Source organism: Shewanella sp. GutCb (genome assembly GCF_002836135.1).
Classification (GTDB): domain Bacteria; phylum Pseudomonadota; class Gammaproteobacteria; order Enterobacterales; family Shewanellaceae; genus Shewanella.
In genome coordinates, this window is the sequence record NZ_PJBL01000018.1 from 70,737 (window position 1) to 88,074 (window position 17,338).

Annotated in this window: 13 protein-coding genes; 2 read left to right on the top strand and 11 right to left on the bottom strand. The window is 44.7% G+C overall.

Features of this window, described 5'->3' with window-relative positions; all coding sequences use genetic code 11:
• Positions 1–56: 56 nt before the first annotated feature.
• Positions 57–1,481: a membrane-bound lytic murein transglycosylase MltF gene (gene mltF / locus CXF86_RS10775; protein WP_102039010.1), complete on the top strand. Its 1,425-nt coding sequence runs from the start codon at positions 57–59 to the stop codon at positions 1,479–1,481.
• Positions 1,482–1,939: 458 nt separating this feature from the next.
• Here mltF and tadA read toward each other — a convergent pair whose 3' ends face one another.
• The 4 genes from tadA to guaB form a co-directional block, all read right to left on the bottom strand.
• Complete coding sequence (tadA, locus tag CXF86_RS10780; protein ID WP_101093340.1) at positions 1,940–2,470, bottom strand: tRNA adenosine(34) deaminase TadA; 531 nt, start codon at positions 2,468–2,470, stop codon at positions 1,940–1,942.
• Positions 2,471–2,615: 145 nt separating this feature from the next.
• On the bottom strand, positions 2,616–4,547 hold the full coding sequence (locus CXF86_RS10785) for an acyltransferase family protein (protein ID WP_102038955.1): 1,932 nt from the start codon (positions 4,545–4,547) through the stop codon (positions 2,616–2,618).
• A 153-nt stretch (positions 4,548–4,700) separates the two neighbouring features.
• Positions 4,701–6,278, bottom strand: a complete 1,578-nt coding sequence (guaA, locus tag CXF86_RS10790; protein WP_101093344.1) for a glutamine-hydrolyzing GMP synthase — start codon at positions 6,276–6,278, stop codon at positions 4,701–4,703.
• Between the two features lie 127 nt (positions 6,279–6,405).
• Positions 6,406–7,878 (bottom strand): IMP dehydrogenase, encoded by a 1,473-nt coding sequence (gene guaB / locus CXF86_RS10795; protein ID WP_101093347.1) that lies wholly within the window; start codon positions 7,876–7,878, stop codon positions 6,406–6,408.
• 119 nt (positions 7,879–7,997) lie between these two features.
• Between guaB and xseA the strand changes: the two genes are divergently transcribed.
• The gene (gene xseA / locus CXF86_RS10800) at positions 7,998–9,335 is read left to right on the top strand and encodes an exodeoxyribonuclease VII large subunit (RefSeq protein WP_102038956.1); all 1,338 of its coding nucleotides are present in this window, start codon (positions 7,998–8,000) and stop codon (positions 9,333–9,335) included.
• Between the two features lie 252 nt (positions 9,336–9,587).
• Here the strand turns inward: xseA and der are convergent, their stop codons facing one another.
• From der to pilW, 7 genes are all read right to left on the bottom strand, one after another.
• Entirely contained in the window at positions 9,588–11,063 is a 1,476-nt protein-coding gene (gene der, locus CXF86_RS10805; RefSeq protein ID WP_101093351.1) for a ribosome biogenesis GTPase Der, read from the bottom strand.
• An 85-nt stretch (positions 11,064–11,148) separates the two neighbouring features.
• Entirely contained in the window at positions 11,149–12,336 is a 1,188-nt protein-coding gene (gene bamB / locus CXF86_RS10810) for an outer membrane protein assembly factor BamB (protein WP_101093353.1), read from the bottom strand.
• An 11-nt stretch (positions 12,337–12,347) separates the two neighbouring features.
• On the bottom strand, positions 12,348–12,968 hold the full coding sequence (locus tag CXF86_RS10815; RefSeq protein ID WP_101093355.1) for a YfgM family protein: 621 nt from the start codon (positions 12,966–12,968) through the stop codon (positions 12,348–12,350).
• Positions 12,969–12,982: 14 nt separating this feature from the next.
• Positions 12,983–14,257: a histidine--tRNA ligase gene (hisS, locus tag CXF86_RS10820; RefSeq protein ID WP_101093383.1), complete on the bottom strand. Its 1,275-nt coding sequence runs from the start codon at positions 14,255–14,257 to the stop codon at positions 12,983–12,985.
• Between the two features lie 138 nt (positions 14,258–14,395).
• Complete coding sequence (gene ispG, locus CXF86_RS10825) at positions 14,396–15,511, bottom strand: flavodoxin-dependent (E)-4-hydroxy-3-methylbut-2-enyl-diphosphate synthase (RefSeq protein WP_102038957.1); 1,116 nt, start codon at positions 15,509–15,511, stop codon at positions 14,396–14,398.
• 22 nt (positions 15,512–15,533) lie between these two features.
• The gene (locus tag CXF86_RS10830; RefSeq protein WP_102038958.1) at positions 15,534–16,544 is read right to left on the bottom strand and encodes a RodZ domain-containing protein; all 1,011 of its coding nucleotides are present in this window, start codon (positions 16,542–16,544) and stop codon (positions 15,534–15,536) included.
• A complete protein-coding gene (gene pilW / locus CXF86_RS10835; protein ID WP_101093361.1) occupies positions 16,544–17,332 on the bottom strand; it encodes a type IV pilus biogenesis/stability protein PilW in 789 nt (262 codons plus the stop codon). The genes CXF86_RS10830 and pilW overlap by 1 nt, the downstream gene beginning before the upstream one ends.
• Positions 17,333–17,338: the final 6 nt, after the last annotated feature.

Consider the following 17,338-nt stretch of genomic DNA (forward strand, 5'->3'; position numbering starts at 1 on the left):
ATGTGGTATAATCGACGACTATTTCTTTATATTTTAAGCGCTAACCCATAATAATGATGAAAAGATTTTTACTTGTTTACTGCTGCGTTATCTTACTGGCTGCCTGCCAGAAGGTCGCTGTGGAACAAGAAAAACCTAGCGTCATTGTGCCTAAAACGGAATTAGTGGTTGGCACCATATTTGGCCCTCAGATCTACTTTAGTACCGGCCAAGGTGACTCCGGTTACGATTACGAGATGGCGGAGCGTTTTGCTAAATACTTAGAACTCGAACTTAAGATGCAACCTTATGGCAATATCAGTGAGCTTTATAGTGCACTAAGGCGTGGCGAAGTTGACTTAATTGCGGCAGGACTGGCTGACACACCGTCAAGGCGAGAGCAGTTTCGAGTCGGTCCACCTTTATACCGAGTTAACCAAGTTTTAGTCTATCGACAAGGCACTCCACTACCGAAAGATATCAATAAGCTGCAAGGTGATATCACGGTGATCAGCGACTCCTCATTTGTTGACACCTTAATCGAACTGCAAAAATCTAATCCCAACCTGGTTTGGGATCAGGAAAAAGATAAAGACGCAGAAGAGTTACTCACCATGATTGCCGCTGGCGAGCTGCTCTATACCATTGCCGACTCTACCAGCTTAGACATCAATAGACGCTTTATGCCTGAGCTACGCCAAGGGCCTATATTAAAAGAAAAACAACCGGTTGTTTGGTTGTTGCCGCCCAATAATAGTGATCGCCTAATGAGCAAACTATTAGCCTTTTGGCATATAGAAAAACGCCGTGGCACCCTCGCCCAGCTAAACGAAAAGTATTTTGCTCACGTAAAACGTTTTGACTATGTCGATACCCGCGCCTTTATTCGTGCCATCGATAATAAACTGCCTAAATACCAAGCAACGTTTGAAAAATACGCTGGAGATATTGATTGGCGCAAACTTGCAGCTACCGCTTATCAAGAGTCACATTGGAATCCCAATGCACGCTCACCGACTGGTGTACGCGGATTAATGATGTTAACCCTACCAACGGCAAAGCAAGTGGGCATTAAAAATCGCCTTGACCCTTTTCAAAGTATTCAAGGTGGCGCTAAGTATCTCAACAGTATGCTAGAGCGCTTACCCGATTCAGTGCCCGAGAGTCAGCGTATGTGGTTTGCACTCGCCTCTTATAATATTGGTTTCGGACATGTTGAAGATGCACGAAAATTAGCCCAATCAATGGGGCTCAATCCTAGTGCTTGGCGAGATATTAAAGAGGTTTTACCGCTGCTACAAAAACGTAAGCATTACAAAAAAACCCGTTATGGTTATGCTCGCGGTAATGAAGCGGTTCACTATGTCGATAGTATCCGTCGTTATTACGACACTTTAGTGTGGATTGATAACCAGAATATTTTACTTGAATTAAAGGAAGATGTTACTCAAACTGCAGATAACAGCGGCCAGGTGGTTATCGAAAATGCTCAACCGCAGTAATAGAGCCCCATAACCCAAGACAAATTCATTAAAGCTTCATCTGATAACGTTAGAATCGTGGCTGTAGATCTTTCGAGCTTAGTTTTTGTTCGACTCTTTACCGTAAAGATGAATGATTTTAGTACAATAATTAAGTGAAAGATCGTAACGCACTCTAGTAGTGAAAGACCAACGGCCCTTAGTTACTCACCACAAGTTCAGGAGATCACATGAGAAAGAAAGCGATTAATAATATTGCAGCACGTCGCCGTACACAGCTGAAAACGCGCCATTTAAAAACCTTAAATAGACAAAAACAGTTCTTCGTTTTTATTCGCCCTTCTGAGTGATACCCATCGCATTAGGTATCCGGCCATTGTTGATGGGGAAGATGTACTTCTATGGTGTTGTGGATGAGAATAACGAGATGCTGCAATTCACGCCTTGTATAAACCCATTTTGCCACATGAATAAATAGATCATTTATTTAATTTGGCCGGTATCGCTTGCAGAGCATCTAGTTTAGCTAGGGCTTTAGCGGTTTTTTTCTCTTTTCTACGTCGCCTAAAAAAGGCACTTAACTGCTCAGCACATTCGGTTTCGAGCACACCAGATGTCACCTCCACCTGATGATTAAACGCACTGTGACGTACGATATCAATGACCGTCCCCGCAGCACCGGTTTTTTCATCATTGGCACCAAACACCAACCGACTAATCCTTGAATGCACAATGGCGCCAGCGCACATAGCGCAAGGTTCTAATGTTACATACAAGGTGCTATCTATTAGGCGATAATTTTCTAATACTTTACCCGCTTGGCGAATACACTGCATTTCTGCATGGGCGCTGGGATCATGCAAGCCAATACTAAAGTTAAAACCGGCACTTATCACTTCACCCTCTTTGACTAATACCGCACCAACGGGCACCTCACCTTTTTCTTCAGCCTTAGTGGCCATCTCCATCGCCATCTTCATAAAACGGCTATCTTGTTCCTGCTGTGACAATCGGTGCCCCTATTACGTTATAAAACCGCTCAATGCTATGTGACATCATTCCAATGCGACTAAAACACTTAGATTGGTTACTTTCATCGTCATTATACCAAGCTTTAATTCGTTACAAGTAACAATTTACCCCCTCAGCCCTCCACTAAATGCTCTCTAGCCACTTCACCTCATCAACCCGTTCACCAAAGAATGTCGCCCCAGCCACAGTATGGTGACCATAGTCATAAAAGTATTTCTGATAATCATCATTAATGGCGTAACAGAGCTGTTTACGCTTATTGCAAACATAATCCATTCTATCGAGCACCCTAACAGTGGGGTATTTATCCCCAAGCCTGATTAAGGTCATATTTGCCTGCAGGGTAAACTGCTTAAATTCTCGGTCAGAAAACTGCTCAAAATGTTTCTGATTGATTTTAGTAATATCGAGGCTAGAAACATTGTTACCACCTCGCTCCTTTAGCAATAAGTGAAATAGAAAGTCTGCATAGGTACGCTGACCAAACTCCTCAAATTCATAAATATTTTTGACTAAAATTAGTTTTTTATTATCCGCAATCGAACGGGTAACGATGGTTTCGAGCTCAATAAGATCGGCAGGTTTATACTGAGATGCGAACATCACAACATCGGCCAAGAGGTAATTGGGTGAACGATAAAAAGTCTCATCGATGTTACCTATCTGAGTGCCGAAACGTGCTATTTGAAATTGGCGCTGGGTGATGACGCTACTCGTAAGCACATTAAAAATGTCTTTAGAGTGCGAGTTCCCCACTATCAATAAACGCTTTCGGTCATCTTTAGTGTCAAACCACTGAGTCCTGTCATAGCGGTTCTTATCAACACCATAATCCTTATTACCACTGAGAGTACGCAGATGAAGCCAGCTATTGGCGCCAAGCTGTCGATTATCCGGCTGATAAGATTTCACCATTAAGTTCGAGTCAGCATCATTGGATTTATAGAGTTGATTTGCATCGACCAATAGGCCTGTCATTGCAAATGCCGCCGTCAAAACACCACCACTGGTGAAAATAAATCGCCGACTATAGGTCTGCTTATTCCTCAAAGGGACCTCAACAAAGCGCCAACTCAGGTATGACAGAGCAACAATAGCAATACACAGAGACAGCATCAGCCAATGTGAGGGTTCTGTAAAGCTGCGATACTTAACCAATGCAAATATAGGCTGATGCCATAGATAAGCACTATAACTTATCAGCCCAATACCGACAAAAAACTGCCGACTTAAAAGCTGCTGCACCAAGGTGCCATTTTTGGCAAACAGAATAATCAACACCGTTCCAAGAGTGGGAATTAACGCGTACAAACTTGGAAAGGGAGTAGTGGAATCGAAAATGAAAATTGAAAATAGCACTAACAGCAAACCCAATATGCTTAGCAGGTTATTCAGCTTTTCTGGCAATAACTTATATTTATCTTGCTGGAGGCTAAACGCCGCAAAAACACCGATGAGTAGTTCCCAACCTCGCGTAGGCAACAAGTAAAAGTTTGCTGACGGCGCATGATATGCCGCCCATTGTGCTAAAGATAAACTAGCCAAGAAAATCAGCACCAATGCGCCAAGAATGACACGTTTGCCTTTACCCCATAACATCATTAAGAACAAAGGAAAGAAAATATAATATTGCTCTTCAACCGCTAAACTCCAAGTATGCAACAAGGGTTTTAGCTCGGCGGCGGTATCAAAATAATCACTCTCTAGCCAAAAGAGGATATTAGACGAAAAAGTGGATACTGCGACAATGCTTTGAAAGAAGTCTTTAAGGTCCAGCGGCATTAACCATAGCCAGGCGAAAGGAATACAGCAAAACATGACAAAAAAGAGTACCGGTAAAATCCTTCTGGCCCTGCGCTCATAGAAGTTAATAATGCTAAATTTGTCCTGCTCGAGTTCAGCCAAAATAATACTGGTGATCAGGTAGCCGCTAATGACAAAAAAGACATCGACCCCCACAAAACCACCGCTAAACTGAGTAAAGCCAGCATGAAATAAGATAACGGGAATAACGGCAACCGCCCTTAAACCATCGATTTCAGCTCTATAACGCATAGGCTAGCTCCTGCTAATCAATCCCAATCCGTTAAATTAGTATAAGAAACATCGGTTTGTTTCGCTTACAAATCGCGCTAATAAAAAAACGCGCACATATTACTATGTGCGCGTTTTTATTTTGACTAACAGTTAGGCGTTATCCGTTACGGATTATTCCCACTCAATCGTTGCGGGTGGCTTACCTGAAATGTCGTAGACAACACGCGAAATGCCGTCAACTTCGTTGATGATTCGATTAGATACGCGACCTAAGAAATCATACGGTAAATGCGCCCAATGAGCTGTCATAAAGTCGATAGTTTCTACCGCACGTAAAGACACAACCCAATCGTACTTACGACCATCGCCCATTACGCCAACAGAACGTACCGGCAGGAACACAGTGAACGCTTGGCTCACTTTGTTATAAAGATCAGCACTGTGCAGTTCTTCAATGAAAATAGCATCCGCTAGACGCAATAAATCACAGTACTCTTTCTTTACTTCACCCAACACGCGCACACCAAGACCCGGTCCTGGGAATGGGTGACGATAAAGCATGTCATACGGCAGACCGAGTTCTAAACCAATCTTGCGCACTTCATCTTTAAATAACTCACGCAGTGGCTCAACAAGGCCCATCTCCATATCGTCTGGCAAACCGCCAACGTTATGGTGTGATTTAATCACGTGCGCTTTACCTGTGGCACTACCAGCAGATTCAATGACATCAGGGTAAATAGTGCCTTGAGCAAGCCATTTTGCATTAGCGCATTTCTTTGATTCTTCATCGAAGATCTCAACGAAAACACGACCAATGATTTTACGTTTTGCTTCAGGATCCGCTTCGCCAGCCATTTGTTCTAAGAAACGGTGTTCAGCATTCACATGAACAATGTTAAGTCCAAAGTGATCGCCAAACATATCCATCACTTGCTCAGCCTCGTTTAAACGTAAAAGACCGTTATCAACGAACACACAAGTCAACTTATCGCCAATAGCACGATGAAGTAGCATAGCCACAACCGATGAATCAACACCACCCGATAAACCTAAGATAACTTCATCGTTACCGATCTGTTTTTTAAGTTTCTCAATGGCGTCTTCAATAATTGAAGACGGTTTCCAGTTAGCATCACAGCCACAGATCTCAAGGGCGAAATGCTCAAGCATGCGCTTACCTTGACGAGTATGAGTCACTTCTGGGTGGAACTGCACGCCGTAGAACTTTTTGTCTTCATTCGCCATCGCGGCAAACGGACATGTCTCGGTTTTTGCTACAGTAACAAAACCTTCAGGAATTTCAGATACCTTGTCGCCGTGACTCATCCATACGTCAAGCAGAGGCTTACCAATATCACTGACCGCATCTTCGATGCTTTTGAACAATGCTGATTCGGTTTGAATTTCTATTTGCGCATAACCAAACTCACCTTCACCCACACCTTGAATCACTTTACCGCCAAGCTGCTCAGACATGGTTTGCATGCCGTAACAAATCCCCAGTACTGGAACGCCTGCGTTAAATACATATTCTGGTGCACGAGGAGAGCTGTCTGCAGTCACACTTTCTGGACCACCGGCTAAGATAATGCCGTTGGGTGCATATTCACGAATTTGTTCTTCGGAAACATCCCAAGCCCAAAGTTCACAATAAACACCGATTTCACGAATACGGCGGGCAATCAATTGGGTGTATTGAGATCCAAAATCGAGGATGAGGATCTTATGCTCATGAATATTGTTCATGGGGTACCTTATCTTTATATTTTTATTTAACTAAATTCTTAATCTTACGTAGAGGTCTTGCGTCGCGATGAGGCTAGCCAATGTCCACATAAATAAAAGGCGACAGTCACTGTCGCCTTTTCAAACTTTACGAGCCGAAACTGTAGTTCGGCGCTTCTTTGCTGATAGTCACATCATGCACATGAGACTCGCCCATACCTGCTGAGGTAATTTTCACAAATTCTGCTTTTTCATTAAGATCTTTAATGGTCGCACAGCCCGTTAGGCCCATGCATGAACGCAAACCGCCCATGTGCTGGTGAATGATCTCTTTAAGCTTACCTTTGTAAGCAACGCGACCTTCAATACCTTCTGGCACCAATTTGTCTGCAGCGTTATCGCTTTGGAAATAACGGTCAGACGAACCTTGTGTTTGCGTCATTGCGCCAAGAGAGCCCATGCCGCGGTATGACTTATAAGCGCGGCCGTTATATAGCTCAGTCTCGCCTGGTGCTTCATCAGTACCTGCAAACATAGAACCCGCCATGATGCATGATGCACCGGCAGCGAGTGCTTTAGCCAAATCACCAGAGAAACGAATACCGCCATCGGCAATAACGGGGATATTAAGGTGCTTAACCGCGGCTGCAGCGTCAGAAACAGCAGTAATCTGCGGCACACCAACACCGGTGACGATACGAGTCGTACAGATAGAACCAGGGCCAATACCGACTTTAACCGCGTTAACGCCCGCTTCAACCAGTGCTAATGCACCTTCAGCTGTAGCAACGTTACCGCCAACAATTTGTAAGTCAGGGTATTTGGCACGGGTATCACGAATACGCTGCAGAACGCCTTCAGAGTGACCATGAGATGAATCGATAAGCAGTATATCAACACCGGCGATAACAAGTGCGTCAACACGCTCTTCATTACCCGGGCCAGCGCCAACGGCAGCGCCAACACGTAATCGACCTAATTCGTCTTTACAGGCGTTAGGCTTACGCTCAGCTTTTTGGAAATCTTTAACCGTGATAAGACCTTTAAGCTTAAAGTTACTGTCAACAACAAGTACTTTCTCAACACGGTGAGAATGCATCAGCGTTTGAACTTCATCAAGCTTGGTGCCTTCAGGCACGGTCACAAGGCGATCTTTAGGGGTCATCACCTGATCAACAGTACGGCTCCAATCAGTAACAAAGCGAACATCACGGCCAGTAATAATACCGACGAGTTCGTGTGCGTCATTAACGACTGGGTAACCCGCAAAACCGTTTTTAATCGTGAGAACTTTAAGATCGGCAAGGGTGGTGGTTGGCGTTACAGTGACTGGCTGTTGAACAATGCCCGCTTCGTAAATTTTTACTTTGCGCACTTCTTCAGCTTGTTGCTCAATCGTCATATTTTTATGAATAAATCCTAAACCACCTTCCTGAGCAATCGCAATTGCTAAGCGTGCTTCTGTGACGGTATCCATCGCAGCTGACACTATAGGCGTGTTTAGTTCTATCGTATTGGTTAGACGTGTTTTGACAACGGCAGTATTTGGGAGGACGGTGGAGTGCGCAGGAACTAGCAACACATCATCAAACGTTAGCGCTTCTTTCTTCAATCTTAACATGCAACATCTCCCCAAGAGAGTAGGATTTAGAGGTGAAATATTGCGGCGAGATTATACCTTGCATATCTGGGTTGGTAAATGGAAAATAGGCAATAATTAGCATTTAGTGTGAAATAATCATGAAAACCGCAAAAAACAACGTTTACACGGTCTCTCGGCTCAATGGTGAAGTAAGACAGCTCCTTGAGGGACAGTTGGGCCGAATTTGGCTAAATGCTGAGATTTCAAATTTTGCCGCCCCCGGTTCTGGCCACTGGTATTTGACCTTAAAAGACAATGCTTCGCAGATACGCTGTGCCATGTTTAAAGGCCGCAATCAAGCAGTGACTTTTCGTCCGGTCAATGGTCAGCAAGTATTAGTTAAGGGCAATATTAGCGTTTATGAGCCAAGAGGCGATTATCAGCTACTCATAGAATCTATGCTCCCCGCAGGTGACGGTTTATTAGCTCAGCAGTATGAAGCGTTAAAAATGAAGCTCGCGGCCGAAGGCATGTTTGCTGCAGACACTAAACGTCCATTACCCAAAAACATTCAACGAATAGGCGTGGTCACCTCCCCCACTGGCGCGGCTATTCGCGATATCTTGCATGTATTAGCAAGGCGTGACTCCTCAGTGGAAGTCATCATCTACCCAACCCCAGTGCAAGGCGTTGCTGCCGCGAAAAGTATCTGCAGCGCCATCAACCTCGCCAACACCCGCGCTGAAGTTGATGTACTGCTGGTCACCCGTGGCGGCGGCTCATTAGAGGATTTGTGGTGCTTTAACGACGAAGGGTTAGCACACACTATCTACAACAGTGGCATTCCAGTAGTGTCCGCCGTCGGTCATGAAGTTGATACGACCATCAGTGATTATGTCGCCGACCTTCGCGCCCCTACCCCATCCGCCGGTGCCGAGTTGTTATCAAATGATGCCGACAACAAAGCCCAAAAGCTCACTGCAGTATTGTCACGCTTAAAGCAAAGTTGGCAGCATTATCAGTTAAAGCAGCAAAGTCGACTGCAAACTGCAGAGCACCGCCTGCAAAAGCAAGATCCGCAGCGCCGCTTGCAAACCTATGAACAAACCTTTGATGAGATGCAATTAAGACTGCAAAAAGCGATGCAATCAAAACTGCATGGTTTGACGTTAAAGCAGCAACAACTCAGTAGCCGACTCGACAATCAATCGCCGCAACATCGATTAGATTTAGAGAGCCAACGTTTAAGCTATTTGGGCGACAAACTCACCGCGCTAATGACAGATAAGTTAAACATGAGCGAGCAACGTATCGCCCATCGCGCTCAGCAGTTAGACACAGTGAGTCCACTGGCGACATTAAGCCGAGGGTATAGTATTACCCTAAATGGCGAAGGTAAGGTGCTACAGGCGGCTGACGACACTATTGTAGGTGATACGCTGACCACACGTTTGCGAGATGGAAGTGTGACCTCGACGGTTATTGAGGTGGGGTAACCTGTTGCAGATTCTATCTTCACTTGAGAAGGCATGTTCAAAATTCGTTTGAAAATTAACGTACAGCTAATCAAACTTCGTTTGAAAATCAAAGTCGTGGTGCTTCGCCCACTCCTGAGTTTTACAGCCATAAGCAATCAAACTCTTTTGTAAAAACAGAAGCTAACCTTTAAACCCCAAGCAACAAAAAAGGAACCCTAGGGTTCCTTTTAGTATCAACTTGCTATCAAGCAAAGAGCAAAGAGCAAAGAATTAATCTTCTTTCTTCTTGTCACGGATATGAGACGTCATACGCTTACGACGACGCTCTTGACCTACTGTCAGCTTCTTAGTGTGCATGCCCTCAAACGGGTTTTCACCATCTTGGAAACGGATCTGGATCGGTGTACCCATCACTTTAAGTGAACGACGGTAGTAGTTCATCATATAGCGCTTGTATGAATCAGGTAGCTTCTTAACCTGGTTACCGTGAACAACTACAATAGGAGGGTTGTAACCACCAGCGTGAGCGTATTTAAGCTTCACACGGCGACCTCTAACCAATGGAGGCTGGTGATCGTCTTGTGCCATTTGCATAATACGCGTCAACATTGCCGTACTTACGCGGTTAGTTGCACTGTCGTATGCTTCTTCAACTGACTCATATAAATGGCCAACACCTGTACCGTGCAATGCAGAGATAAAGTGAATACGGGCAAAGTCGATGAAGCCTAAACGGCGGTCGAGTTCGCTCTTAACACGTTCCTTTATCTCTTGATCGACTCCGTCCCACTTGTTGACGGCAATAACGAGTGCTCGACCAGCGTTAAGTGTAAAACCAAGTAGACCTAAGTCTTGCTCAGCAATACCTTCGCGGGCATCAATAATAAGCAGTACCACGTTACAGTCTTCAATGGCTTTCAAGGTTTTAATAACCGAGAACTTCTCAACCGTTTCATGTACTTTACTGCGGCGGCGAACACCTGCAGTATCAATTAACACATACTCACGACCTTCACGTTCCATTGGAATGTAAATACTGTCGCGGGTGGTGCCTGGCTCGTCATACACAACAACGCGTTCTTCACCTAAAATACGGTTGATTAGCGTTGATTTACCTACGTTAGGCTTACCAATAATAGCAAGTTTGATCGGTAAGTCTTGTAGACGTTTCTGCTCAACTTCGGCTTCTTCTTCCGTGTATTCACGCTCTTCTTCGTCCTCTTCGCCTTCACCCTGCTTGGTGATCCCCATCGCTTCCGCGTAAGGTGCTAAAGAGTACTCAATCATGTTCGTTACACCACGACCTTGCGCCGCGGCCATTTGGTAAACTTCACCAAGACCCAACGACCAAAATTCAGCACACGCTGAATCGGCATCGACGCCGTCAACTTTGTTGGCGACTACGAATGTGGTTTTTTCACGGCTACGTAGGTGCTGCGCGATCGCTAAATCGGCTGCGGTTAAACCTGCGCGAGCATCAGTCATAAACAGGACTACGTCAGCTTCTTCAATAGCCGCTAACGACTGTTCAGCCATACGGGTTTCAATCCCCTCTTCAGTGCCATCGATACCACCAGTATCAACCACAATGAACTCATAGCCAGACAAGTGCGCTCGGCCGTACTTACGATCCCGAGTTAGCCCAGGAAAATCTGCCACTAAGGCATCTCTGGTACGGGTAAGTCTGTTAAAAAGGGTCGACTTACCAACATTCGGTCGCCCAACAAGGGCCACAACAGGAATCATTTAATTGCCTCTATTACTCATTTCTATTAACTAAAAAGCCCCCGGAATACACATCCAGGGGCCTTATCATGTCTAACAATTCGGCTTACGGAAGTGTAACTCGAACTATTTGTCCGTCACGAGTCTGCACATACAAGTTGTCTTTAACAACAAGTGGCTGACTGTATAAACCGGAACTATCTACTTGAACACGCCCGACTATTTTACCATCAGACTTGTTTAAAAAATGTAGGTAACCTTCAAAATCACCCACAACGACGTAGTCTTTAAACGACACTGCCGCGGTTAAATTACGGTTTGCTAGCTCAACATTATTCCATAACTCTAGACCATTTCGTCTATCAACAGAGTAAATACGGCTATGGTCATCAACAACAAACAAGCTTGCACCTGAATAAGCTAACTCATGAAAGCTTGAATACTTACGCGTCCAAACAACACGACCCGTGCGCATCTCCATTGAGACAAGGTTACCGTTGTAACTCACTGCGTAGAGGTTTTCACCCACTAGCAAGGGTTTCATATCAACGTCAGCCATACGAGAAAACTCATTACCGCCAGCTGGCGTATAAATCGCTTGTGCCCATGCAGCCTGACCGTTGGTTTTAATCACTACTGCGATTTTACCATCAGCAGTACCTACAAAGAAACCACCCGCATCATAAGCTGCTGAGCCTGTGCCGCGTAAAGTTAATGTTGGCAGTTGGTTTTCATAAACCCAACGTTTTTCGCCATCATCAACATTGAAAGCTTCTAACGTACCTGAACCGGTATTAACCACAACTAAGTCGTCGCCAACCGTTGGGGCTGATAACACTTCACCGCCTGCGATAACGTGCCATACAGGTTCACCTGTTTCAGCATCAAATGCTGCAACAAGGCCACTTTCGCCACCGACAAAGACTTTGTTTCGTGCCGCGGTAACACCACCGGCTAAACGTGCGCCTTTGTTTTTAGCGAGAATGTTATCTCTAAAGATTGAGCTAAAATCGTTATCCCACACTTTTTTGCCTGTGGCTTCATCAAAAGCAACGACTTTACCGTAGCGGTCAGCAACAAAAATTTTATCATAACGCGCCGCTGGACGTAGGCGTGAATAATAATCACCCACACCAGCACCGACATTAGCGCTCCAGGTTACTTCTGGAAAAACGCTTGCTTCAATTTCTGTAAGCGGAGAAACGGGCTCTTCCTCAACATCGTTCGATGCACACGCAGACAGCATTCCTATGCTCAATCCACATGCGAATAGTGTTTTGCACCAAGACTTCATGGGCAGATTCCTTATGCCTTGTTCAAATTATCAAGCTTCATTTGCAATGTTGGACTACTCATAGTGCCACCATTTTCTACTGCAGCTTGATAGGCAAGCTTAGCCTTGTCGGTTTCACCTTGGCGAACCAAGAAATCACCTTTTAATTCATCTCTTTGTGCTGCTGAAGCAACATCTTTGATCTGCTCAAGCGTAGTAATCGCTGTCGCATATTGACCTTGCTCTGCTTGCACGCGTGCAAGACGCATGGTTGCTACAAGCACGATGCTACTATCGGCATTAACCGCAATCACATTTTTAAGTGTGGCTTCGGCTTTTTCCAAATCACCCGTTTCAACGGCTGACTTAGCGACCATAAGCTCTAATAAAGACTGATAGCCTTTTTGACCATGTTCTTTAGCAAACGTATCTGCAGCGCTTAGCATTGCTGCATCAGCTGTATTTTGACTGCTTAGTGCCTGAAAAGACTCTGAAGCGGCTTCAGCTTGAGCTAACTGATAGTCGGAATAATAGTTCCAACCAAATAATCCACCTAAACCGACAACAGCACCTACGACAATTGAACTACCGTAATCTTTCCAAAACTGTTTGATAGCATCTACTTGTTGTTCTTCTGTGCTATAGACTTCCACGTGTACTTCCCCTTTTAAATCAGTTCTGCAATATAAGTCGCCAACGCTTCTCGGGCAACTAATTCTTGTGCTTTATCTTCACGAAGGTACTTTACTGCCACTTGATTATTGGCAAGTTCATCTTCGCCAATCACAAGTGCCACAGCAGCACCGCTTTTATCTGCTCGCTTCATCTGTTTTTTAAAGTTGCCACCACCACAATGGCTCATCACTTTCAAACTCGGCAAACTTGCTCTTAACTCTTGCGCAACCTTTATCGCTTCAACTCGGCAGTTATCACCCATCGCGGTGACATAGACATCAACGGCTGGTTTAACATCTTTATCTAGCTCGAGAGTTTCTAGCAATAACACAATACGCTCTAGACCCATAGCGAAGCCGACTGCTGGTGTTGACTTACCACCGAGTTGACCCACTAAACCATCGTAACGGCCGCCAGCTAAAACTGTGCCTTGTGAGCCTAGACTTGATGTCACCCACTCAAACACGGTGCGGTTATAGTAATCTAAGCCGCGCACTAGACGAGGATTGATTGTGTATTGGATGCCAACAGCCTCTAAGAGTTCACATAAATGTGAAAAATGTGAACGAGTCTCTTCGCCTAAGTAATCCATCAACGCTGGTGCATCGCCTAACAAAGCTTGAACAGCAGCATTTTTAGAGTCTAAAACTCTAAGCGGGTTACTGTACATACGGCGTTGGCTATCTTCATCTAGCACATCTTTATGTTGCTCTAAAAAGGCAATCAAAGCATCTCGATATGCTGCACGCTCTTCGCTATCACCTAAGGTGTTTAGCTCAAGTGTGACATGCTCGGAAATCCCCAGCTTTTCCCAAAGCATGGCAGATAGCATTAATACTTCAGCATCGATGTCAGCACTGGCGATGCCATAGACTTCAACACCAAATTGATTGAATTGACGGTAACGTCCCTTTTGTGGGCGCTCATGACGGAACATAGGACCCATATACCAAAGACGTTGCTCTTGGTTATACAGTAAACCGTGTTCATTACCGGCGCGTACCGTTGATGCGGTACCTTCTGGACGTAACGATAAGCTGTCGCCGTTACGGTCTTCAAAGGTATACATTTCTTTTTCAACAATATCAGTAACTTCACCGATTGAACGTTTAAAAAGGTCAGTACTTTCAACGATAGGTGTACGGATTTCGCTGTAACCGTATGCACTGACAGTCTCTCTAAGAACGGTTTCAAGTTTTTGCCATATAGGACTTTGGGTCGGCAGAATGTCGTTCATTCCGCGGATCGCTTGGATCTGTTTTGCCACTGTTCGATTCGCCAAATTTGCTGTTTGAAAATAAAAAACGCCCTGCATTATAGGCGTTTCGATACTAAACGTAAAATGGGTGTTTTTACCCATAAAAAATCACAAGCAAGCCAAGCTCACTTGTGACTATCAAGCTGTTTACTTCGTTACATCTTGCGCTGGAATTCTTGCTTCACTCATGGCGACTCTTGCCCGAATTTTAGCTTCTAGCGAATCAACAATATTGTTATTGTCAAAACGCTCTTTTTGACGCACACCGTCTTTGTAGTAGCCGCTCATGCGGTTACCGCCAGTCAGGCCAATATCGGAGATAAGCGCTTCACCTGGACCATTGACCACACAACCGATGATAGAAACATCCAATGGGGTAACGATATCTTCAAGACGTTGCTCTAACTCGTTAACCGTAGAGATAACATCGAACTCTTGGCGAGAACATGACGGACAAGCAATAAAGTTAATTCCGCGTGAACGTATGCGCAATGACTTAAGAATATCAAAGCCCACTTTAATCTCTTCAATAGGATCAGCCGCTAACGATATTCTTAATGTGTCGCCAATACCATCAGCCAGTAACATACCTAAGCCAACAGCCGATTTAACCGATCCTGCACGCGCACCGCCCGCTTCAGTGATGCCTAAATGAAGTGGTTGTATTATTTGCTTAGCCAACAAACGATATGACTCAACCGCTAAGAATACATCTGATGCTTTAACGCTGACTTTAAATTGATCGAAGTTCAGACGGTCGAGAATATCAACATGACGCATCGCAGATTCAAATAGCGCTTGAGGTGTAGGCTCTTTGTATTTGTCCATTAGTTCTTTCTCTAATGAACCACCGTTCACCCCTATTCTAATGGGGATGTTTTTGTCACGCGCGCATTCAACCACACTGCGAATACGCTCTTCGTTGCCAATATTACCTGGATTGATACGCAGACAATCGACACCATATTCAGCCACTTTAAGGGCAATACGGTAATCAAAATGAATATCAGCAATTAACGGTATGTTGGTTTGTTGCTTGATAAGCTTAAACGCTTCTGCAGCATCCATAGTGGGTACGGATACGCGAACAATATCGGCGCCGACTTTTTCTAATGCGTTAATTTGTGCCACTGTGGCAGCCACATCGTTGGTGTTAGTATTTGTCATCGACTGCACGGCAATAGGTGCGCCGTCACCAATCGGTACATCGCCAACATAAATGCGGCTAGATTTGCGTCTGATAATTGGAGATTCGTTATACATCGTCTTTGTGCTCAGTCATCTGTTATTGTCCAGCCAGAGGCAGGCTTAAGTGCGCCACTTCACCGCTAGGATATTGTTGCAAACTAACTTGAGTTCCATTGAGCTCAATACTCACAACTTGTGGAGCGCCCAATATCACTGCGAAAGGCTCTGCGCCTGTAACATTGATGTTATTTCCTGGCTTTTTTAAACCATTGATCAGTGTCTTACCGTTCGCATCTGTCACTTTTATCCAGCAATCGCCCGTGAGGCTTAAGACCAAATCTGACAGCGTAGCATCGCTATTGAGATTAACTTGCCCAGCGGCGCTATTAGCGTCATTCGAGGCATTATCGCCTAGTCGGCTCTCAACCATTGAAACCAGCATCTGTCCTGCTGACTGCGGCGCACTGGCGAGGCTATTCTGGGGTTGAGTGCTCAAAGTTTCAGTCGCACCCTCTTGGTTTGATGCCGTATAAACGGGCTCATCATTATCGATACTTTGCGAGTTTGTTGTTTGTCCATTGCCAGATATTTCATTAAAGAAAGCCTCCTCCGCAGATGCGGCAACTTCCTCAACCGTTGGTTGTGAGTAATCGACGTTGGTTTCTATGGATGATTTTTGAAACCACCACAACACCATTAAGGCCAACAATACAAACACAATGACGTAGGTGACAAACATCAACCGACCGTCACGAGCTTGGTGTGTTCTCTTGCGTGAAAAGCTTTGCATTGACGGTTCAGCATCATTTAACAGCTGTTTATCTAAGCAAACTTGCACTTCAAAAGGGTCTGCTTGCACCGCGCGAGCATAATTTTTTACGTAGCCGCGTACATAGGTCGCCGCGCCGACTGCTAATAAATTGTCTGCTTCAATATCAAGTATGATACTCGGGCGCAAATGCAATTGCGTCGCAATATCCTCTACTGAAACGCCTTTATTTTCGCGGGCTTTTTTTAGCAAAACGCCCAGTGTGAGTGTTGACTCTTCCACTAGGCTTTCAGTGTCGTTGTTATCTATGTTGGGCAGATCATTCTGTTCATTTTTCATCAATGCGTATTAGCCCGATATTGCTTGGCCTGAGGCGAAGAAGGAAACTTTGCTAAGAGTAAAATACCAAATTTCCTAACTGCTTCATCGTCATTCAGACCTTGTTCAATTTCAATTCCCAGCGCTAAACTGATTGGAGATTCGACCGCTACTTTATGGTAGCGTGACAGCCGAACTCTCGCCTCTGTATACCGTTTTGCTTCAAGTTCAATTTCAGTTAACTCGATAAGCGAGGTGCGTCTTCTAGGATCATACTTAAGCGCCATAGCAAAATACTGTTGCGCTTTCTCTGTTAGACCTGCTTTTCGGCTACAAATTCCCAAGTTCTCATAAGTCGATGCTGACTGAGTATACAAAGGACGTTCAACGGCTTTAAGGAACATCTTTTCAGACTCAGCATATTGACCTTGTTGACACAGGAATGTACCGAAATTATTAAATGAATCTCCGCTGGCATCCCGAAGGTTTGTTGCTTGTCGGTATGCCTGTTCGGTCTTTTCTAATTCACCTACTGAACTGTAATAATATGCAAATGCGATATGCACATCTTCAAGCTCAGGAGCAAAAGCTAAAGCGCGGTCTAAATTCGCTTTGGCTTGCTCGCTATTACCTTTTTGTAGATAGGTTAAGCCTAACTGTACCCGTTGACGTGCCGCGGCCACTTTATTGACTTTTCGTTCAGAGACAGGTGTATCAGTGCCAGTATAGGTATTTTGTGTCACGCAGCCCGAAAGCACTGTTGCAGACAACAAAATAACCAACGGCACGCTCACCTTTCTATGATTCATCGTTTA